The 6,637-nt window shown below is 64.1% G+C and carries 6 protein-coding genes; 2 read left to right on the top strand and 4 right to left on the bottom strand.

What is annotated here, in order from left to right; translation table 11 throughout:
• Nucleotides 1-133: 133 nt before the first annotated feature.
• Genes RQI43_RS24410 through RQI43_RS24395 form a run of 4 tightly spaced genes read right to left on the bottom strand, consistent with a single transcriptional unit; the run spans nt 134 to nt 3,339 of the window.
• The gene (locus RQI43_RS24410) at nt 134-874 is read right to left on the bottom strand and encodes a molybdopterin-dependent oxidoreductase (RefSeq protein WP_311276892.1); all 741 of its coding nucleotides are present in this window, start codon (nt 872-874) and stop codon (nt 134-136) included.
• Nucleotides 871-1,578, bottom strand: coding sequence for a cytochrome b/b6 domain-containing protein (locus RQI43_RS24405; protein ID WP_311276893.1), 708 nt, complete (start codon nt 1,576-1,578; stop codon nt 871-873). Before RQI43_RS24405 ends, RQI43_RS24410 begins: the two co-directional genes overlap by 4 nt.
• A 10-nt stretch (nt 1,579-1,588) precedes the next feature.
• Nucleotides 1,589-2,176, bottom strand: coding sequence for an SAM-dependent methyltransferase (locus RQI43_RS24400; protein WP_311276891.1), 588 nt, complete (start codon nt 2,174-2,176; stop codon nt 1,589-1,591).
• Entirely contained in the window at nt 2,173-3,339 is a 1,167-nt protein-coding gene (locus RQI43_RS24395; protein WP_156467882.1) for an acyl-CoA dehydrogenase family protein, read from the bottom strand. Before RQI43_RS24395 ends, RQI43_RS24400 begins: the two co-directional genes overlap by 4 nt.
• A 428-nt stretch (nt 3,340-3,767) precedes the next feature.
• On the opposite strand from RQI43_RS24395, the gene RQI43_RS24390 reads away from it, so the two are divergent.
• Nucleotides 3,768-5,909, top strand: a complete 2,142-nt coding sequence (locus tag RQI43_RS24390) for a helicase-related protein (RefSeq protein ID WP_311276890.1) — start codon at nt 3,768-3,770, stop codon at nt 5,907-5,909.
• On the top strand, nt 5,906-6,577 hold the full coding sequence (locus RQI43_RS24385) for a metallophosphoesterase family protein (protein ID WP_056454158.1): 672 nt from the start codon (nt 5,906-5,908) through the stop codon (nt 6,575-6,577). Before RQI43_RS24390 ends, RQI43_RS24385 begins: the two co-directional genes overlap by 4 nt.
• Nucleotides 6,578-6,637: the final 60 nt, after the last annotated feature.

Below are 6,637 nucleotides of genomic sequence, written 5' to 3'. Positions count from 1 at the left end.
CCGAAGTCCCCGCTGGCCGCCGCCGATGAACAGGGATATACGGACCACAGACGGAGACGTCAACACCTAAAACGACGTCTCGATGACAGCTGCAGCAAAAGCCCGAAGCGACGGCCTGCCGACCGAGCCTCGATCAGATCCCCGCGTACCAGGGGAAGCCGAGTTCGGCGACCATGCTCCCCCTCCCCTTTCCGAAGCCGTCGACGCGGTCCACGGCTTCGATCTGCGTCAGGTATTTCAGGCTCTTGTAGCCGAGCTGGCGTTCGACCCTCAGGCGCAGGGGAGCACCATGGGCGATGGGCAGATCCTTTCCGTTCATGCCGTAGGCGAGGATAGTCTGGGGATGCAGCGCATCGAACAAGTCGAAACTGTCCCACCAACCATCGACGCTGCGCATGACGATGAAGCGCGCCTCTGGCTTCAGGCCAACATGAGCGAGCAGGCCTGCGAGCGGCACTCCCGTCCACCCGGCAATGGCGGACCATCCCTGCTCGCAGCTGTGCAACGTGATCTGCGTTCGGGCCGGCATCGCCTTGAGGTCGGCTAGGGAAAACGCCCCCGGCCTTTCCACGAGACCGGTCACCGGCAGCTTCCAATCCGTGAAACCGAGGGACTTCGATGTCTTGTAGCCGGGATCGTCCGGATCGGTCGTGTTGATCGTCGGAAAGACGGCCGAGATCGCCTCGGGCCCGAACTCCCGGACGAGGGGCTGGCGCCGGAGAAGCCAACGCTGAACGGCGAAGGTCAGGCCGTTGCTCCAATCATAGGGCGTCGCCAGACGGCTCAACGCCGGCGCCTCGCAACCGCCGAGGAAACCGGCCCCGACGAGACCAGCCGATCCCGTAAGAAGCCGACGCCGGGAAAGATCGGTCATCGTTCCGTCTCCCTGGGGATGGTGAAGCGCCCCGTGATCATCGAACGCATGAGATTGGCCGCGCCGCCGACGAAGACCTGCACCACGTGAACGAGCAGGAAAAGCACGAGCAGGCTGGCCACCAGGAAATGGATGGTCCGCGCGGATTGGCGACCACCGAACAGGGCGAAGAGCTCGGGAAACGCCGTCGTGAAGCCCGGCGACATGGTGAGGCCAGTGAGCACCATGAGCGGAAACAGGATCAGGACAACGCCGAGATAAGCGAATTTCTGCAACGCGTTGTACCGGAGCGCCTCGTTGCCGCGCGCCTTCTCGAACCTGACGTGATCACTGATTTCCCGGGCGAGATGCCGGGCGGACAGTTGATCCCTGTTCGGCACCAAGTTCTTGCGAAGATGTCCGCTGGCCAGAACGAGCAGAAGATAGGCGAGCCCGTTGATCACCAGGATCCAGGCGGCGAGGAAGTGCAGGTTTCTGCCCCAGCCGGTCTGTTCCAGATTCACCGGTAGGGGAAGTTCGAGCCATGCCGGGGCGCCGTTGGCACCCGTCTCGCCCCAGAACAATCGCGGCAGGGCGAGGAGGATGGCGATTCCACTGATCAGCAGGACCAGGAAGGCTGCAGCATTCACCCAATGGGTCAATCGCAGCCAGACAGGGTGCCGAAATACGGTGCGGCGGGATTGTGTGCCCGATTCCGTCGCCACCGCTTGAAGGTCAGGAGATGCGGGTGAGGACATCGAGCCGGTACCGATCGGTGCGATGACGATGAGTGACGTGGATCGACGAGTCGAGGATGTCGATGAGCTGGTCCGAAGCCGCGTCCCCCGTCTGCGGATAATGGGTCGGCCCGGTCCAATGGACCAGCGCGATGGTGCCTCCCGTGTCGAGCGTGCCGAGAATCCGCTCAGCCAGGCGGGGCATGTCGGCTGCGTCGAAAAAGTAGAGGACCTCGGATATCAGGATCAGGTCGAACCGGCCGGCAGGCCATTGGCCGGGAGCGTGCAACCGCTCAAAGCTCACATGCGGCGCCTCCCGACAGCGCTCGCGTGCCTGTTCGAGGGCCTTCTCCGCGGTATCGACACCGATGAGGGCGTCGCATCGGGCTGCCAACGCCTTGGTGAACACGCCGATCGAACAGCCGATCTCCAGCGCCGACGCGTAATGCGGCTTCGGCAACGCTTCCAGCGTCGCCGCATACTTGGCGGCCTCGTATTCGCTTGTGGCGAACTGCCAGGGATCGGGATCCTCGGCGTAGCGGTTGTCGAAATAATCGGGCGGCATCGTCTGCGAATGACGCGTCATGGCACATCTCCGGAATCACGCCAGAGATCTCCGGCGGACACGGTCTCACCAAGGACATAACGCGCGGCCGATGTCAGCGCGAAATCCGGTGCAGGCTGGCGAAGATAGGTGGCGAGATCGCGCGAGGCGCGTTCGAGGGGATGATCGCGAAGGAAACCCTGCAGCCCCACGGAGCGCTGGGCGAGCTGGAGAACGGAAAGTCCCGCTGTCTCGACGGCGGTTCGCGCCAGATGAACATAGGCCACGATCCGCTCGGGATGGAGATCGTCTTCGAAGACGATACGGGCGGCGCGCTCCACCCATAGGCGGGCTGTCTCGGTGGCGATCAGCCCCTCTCCCAGCCGCGCCGATTGATGGGGATCAGGTCCCCGGCCGGTCCGGCGGAGGTGATCGCGCCAAATGTCGATGACCGCCTCGATCCCACCGAGCTGGACGGCAGCGAAACGCCAGGCTCCACCGAAGAAATAAGGCTGTCGCGAGTAGGAATCGGGCTCGCCGAGCAGCTCACCCGATCCGATAGGGAGGCCGGTCAGATCGACCTTTCCCGTCGCCGAGGCACGCATGCCATGCGCCCGCCAATCGGACAGATCCGCCCGTGTCCCAGGCGTCAGTTCCGGTATCACCATGAAGGCGAGATCGCCGGGAACCGTGCGGGCGGTGACCAAGGGGCGGCTGACGAAACCGGCCCCGGATGCGAGGATCTTGCCGGCCCTCAAGCGATAACCGCCAGCCACTTCCTCGAGCTTCAGCCCGTCATCGAAGAGTTCGGTGTTCCAGACGCCGAAAAGATGCCCCTGCCGCGCGTCTTCGAACAGTCGCGCGCGCTGGGAACGGTCGCCGTAGCGCGCGACCAATTGGAGCGCGTTGACATGGCCCTCATAGATCCGGCCTAGGGCGAGGCTGCCGCTCCCGATGACGCGCAACACGCTACAGAGGTCGGCGGCCCCCGGTTCTTCGCCAAGCCCAGCGCCGTCCTCGTCCCGCGGGATCGGCGCGGCAAGCAGGCCGAGCGTGCGAAGATGCTCCACATCGGCCGCGGGAAACCCGCCATCGTGATCATGCTCGGCCGCCCGTGCAGCCGCTGCCCTGGCGGCAATCCTCGCCGCATTCGTGGGATCGAAAGTGGTGTGGGCGACCGGTGTCGGTTGGTCCACGCTGTTCATCCTCTCCACGCGGGCGTCGCATCCGTTATGATAAATATTTATGACATAGGAATAGCGTGACAGATATACTTCGTTCTGCCTTCCGCCGTGCGACACCCAGGCGCGGACATTCTACGATTTACCTTGGATTCTTAATCGGCCGATGACGGGCGATCTGACGCTCCACCGGGCCGCCAGACCGGCGGCAACGCTGGTCATGGGTGAACGACCGTAGGACGGGCTGGTTCGGCAGCGTCGCCTCCCATGACGTGCATCATCCTCGCAGGCAGGGATCCACAACTCCAAAAAAGCCGGTTTATCCCCATATCGGTTATAGGCGGCGGGTCCGAGATCGGGCAGCCTCCTCGCGGCTCTGTAATCGCCTTCGGCGCGGCTTTGCCGAGCATCATGTCGAGGCTTTTGCCTCACCCGTTCCAGGATCGGTCCCCATGGCGCGAAAGCGCGTTCCTTCCACCGTCGATCTCCTGATGGAAGCCGTCGCCCGCCTCGGCCTTCCGCCACGTTCCGTCGATATCGAGGGGCTGCGGCTCCAACTCGACCTTCCGGAATTCGGCGGTTACGTCGACGATGCGCGTGTGGGCAAGGCGCTACGGCGAATGAAGGCCGTGCATGCCTTCGCCAAGGCCGGAGCGGAAGCGGTCGCCAGAAGCGTGCCGGGGCTGAAGGTGACGATCGCCGCTAACGACACGCTGATATGGCGCGTGCGCGTGATGCTACCGCTCCTCGATGGCGGTCGCATGGACGTGCGGGTCGAGGTCCCGCTGGACGGCGTCGCCAGTGACATCGTCTCGGGCATGGCGGAGCGGAACGACCCGGCCTGGCGGATCGAGACGTTGCGAACGGCGGTCGCCGAGATCACCGCAAAGACGGGACGGACGCTCCGTCCCTCCCTCGAACGCCTCAGGGACGCCATCGCCGGGGATCTGCGAGAGGTCGGCGCCGACGCCGTCACCTATATCGACCATATGGACCGCTCGCTCCGCTCACGGGTGTTCCATGACGGACCGAATCTCGGCCGATCCATGAGCGATACGCTGGCTCCGGTGCGGAAACGCGCGAAGCTCGTCGCAAGGGAGGATTCGCGCTTGCGGCGCCTGCGCGACCAGGTTGGGTTCGGTGCGTATATCGAGAAGTTCACGGTCGCCCGACGCCTTGGCCGCCGCATCATCTTCCATATGGGGCCGACCAATTCCGGCAAGACCTACGCGGCCCTGCAACATTTGGCGGCGGCCCCGACCGGCACCTATCTGGCGCCGCTGCGCCTGCTCGCGCTCGAGAATTACGAGGGATTGGCCGAGCGCGGGCTGAAGGCCGGGATGGTGACCGGCGAAGAGGTTCTCGGCGAGGAGAGACCGACCCACACATCGCGGACCATCGAAACCGCCGACCTGACGCGGCCCATCGATGTCGCCGTGATCGATGAGATTCAGATGCTCTCCGACCCGGACCGGGGCTGGGCCTGGACCAATGCTCTGTTCGGCATCCCGGCGAAGACCGTCATCGTCTGCGGCTCGGACGATGCGCTCGCCGCTGTCCGGCGCGCGGCGGAGGCCGCCAACGAATCGCTCGAGGTCATCACCTTCGTTCGCAAGACTCCCCTGGTTCTTATGGAGGAACCGGTTCCCCTGGAGAATGTGGAGCCGGGTGACGCCGTCGTCGCCTTCTCGCGTCGCGCCGTCCACGAGAATCGCGAAATCCTGGTCGCGGCCGGGCATAGCGTGGCGACGATCTACGGCGCCCTGTCTCCCGAGGTAAGGAGGGCGGAGGCGGCGCGCTTCCGTACCGGTGAGGCCACCGTCCTGGTGACCACGGACGCGATCGGCATGGGCCTCAACCTCGGTCCCCTGAAACGCATCGTCTTTTCCGCCACAAGGAAATGGGACGGTGTCGGCGAGCGTGCACTGACAAACTCCGAGATTCGTCAAATTGCCGGTCGCGCAGGACGGTTCGGACATCAGGATGTCGGTTACGTCGCAGCCACAGATGCGGTCGGCATCGAACCGATCCGCACGGCGCTGGCAGGCGCCCCCACGGCTCCCGCTGCCGATACGCGGTTCTTCGTGCGGCCGGACCTAATTGCGATTCGCTCCGTCGCCGAGGAGATGCGAACGCAGAGTCTCCGCGAGGTCATGACCCATTTCGCGCGCTCCACATTCTATGCCGGGTCGCCGTTCCAACCTTCGGCCCTCGACGAGATCCTCGATGTCGCGAAAGTCATCGATCGGGCCCACCTGCCGATCGAGGAAAAGTTCGCCTTTTCGGTTTGCCCGGTAAACCGCCGCGATGAAGTCGCCGTCGCCATGCTGGAGCGCTGGGCGCAGGCCCGGGCCACGCGCACGACCGTTCCGGCCCTGCGTGCCAATCTCAGTGGAGAGCTCGATTACCAGGAGCGAACCGTGCGGCTCGCCAGCGCCTATCTCTGGTTATCGCGGCGATTTCCGGAAACCTTCGACGATGACGAGCAGATCCGTGTCATGCGTGGTCGAGCCAATGCGGTCATCGAGAATCATCTGCGAGAAACGGCGACCCGCAAGGCCGAGCGCCGCCGTGCACGTCCAGGACAACGATGAGCCATCTCACTTACGCAATCGGCGACATCCACGGCTGCGCCGATGCGCTCGGTCGGCTCCTCGCAGAGATCGCACGTCACAGTTCGGGTCGCGAACGACGTCTCGTTTTTCTCGGTGACTATATCGACCGTGGCCCGGACAGCGCCGGCGTGCTGAGAATGCTTCAGGACATTGATCGCACGGAGATGGGGAAAGCGACATTTCTCATGGGCAATCATGAGCGGATGCTGCTCGACGCTTACGAGAAACCCTTTGGCGTGACTGCTTGGCTTGAGAACGGCGGCCGGAGCACGCTCGCGTCATTCGGCATCCGGGATCCGGAAGACCTCCCGCGTGACGCGCTCAATTGGATGTCTGCCCTTCCGACATCCCACGAGGACGCGCGCCGTTATTATGTCCATGCCGGCTTTCGTCCCGGTCGACAGGGCATCGACCCGGACGTGGAAGCCAGGCTCTGGATCCGGAAGCCGTTCCTCACCGAGGAATTCGACTTCGGCAAGCATGTCGTCCACGGACATACACCCCAAAAGAACGGGAGGCCGGACATCCATCCCTTCCGCACGAATATCGACACGGCCTGCGTTTTTGGATGTTCGCTGACGGCGGGGGTCTTCACAGCGGATGCCGGACCGGCGGTCGAGTTTCTTCAGGTCGGCATGAGGTCGTAAGCGATCGGGTTTTCGCTTTGGGTTGTGATGCGGTCTCGGTGATTGGTGCTGGGGCGTTGG

The organism is Methylobacterium sp. WCS2018Hpa-22 (assembly GCF_031843785.1).
In the GTDB taxonomy this organism is placed as follows: Bacteria; Pseudomonadota; Alphaproteobacteria; order Rhizobiales; family Beijerinckiaceae; genus Methylobacterium.
Note: the sequence above shows the minus strand (reverse complement) of the source record. Positions and strands in the feature narration are given on the sequence as shown.

Coding starts and splice junctions, on each gene's coding strand:
- RQI43_RS24410 (WP_311276892.1), bottom strand. CDS start 874: ATGACCGATCTTTCCCGGCGTCGGCTTCTTACGGGATCGGCTGGTCTC.
- RQI43_RS24400 (WP_311276891.1), bottom strand. CDS start 2,176: ATGACGCGTCATTCGCAGACGATGCCGCCCGATTATTTCGACAACCGC.
- RQI43_RS24395 (WP_156467882.1), bottom strand. CDS start 3,339: ATGAACAGCGTGGACCAACCGACACCGGTCGCCCACACCACTTTCGAT.
- RQI43_RS24390 (WP_311276890.1), top strand. CDS start 3,768: ATGGCGCGAAAGCGCGTTCCTTCCACCGTCGATCTCCTGATGGAAGCC.
- RQI43_RS24385 (WP_056454158.1), top strand. CDS start 5,906: ATGAGCCATCTCACTTACGCAATCGGCGACATCCACGGCTGCGCCGAT.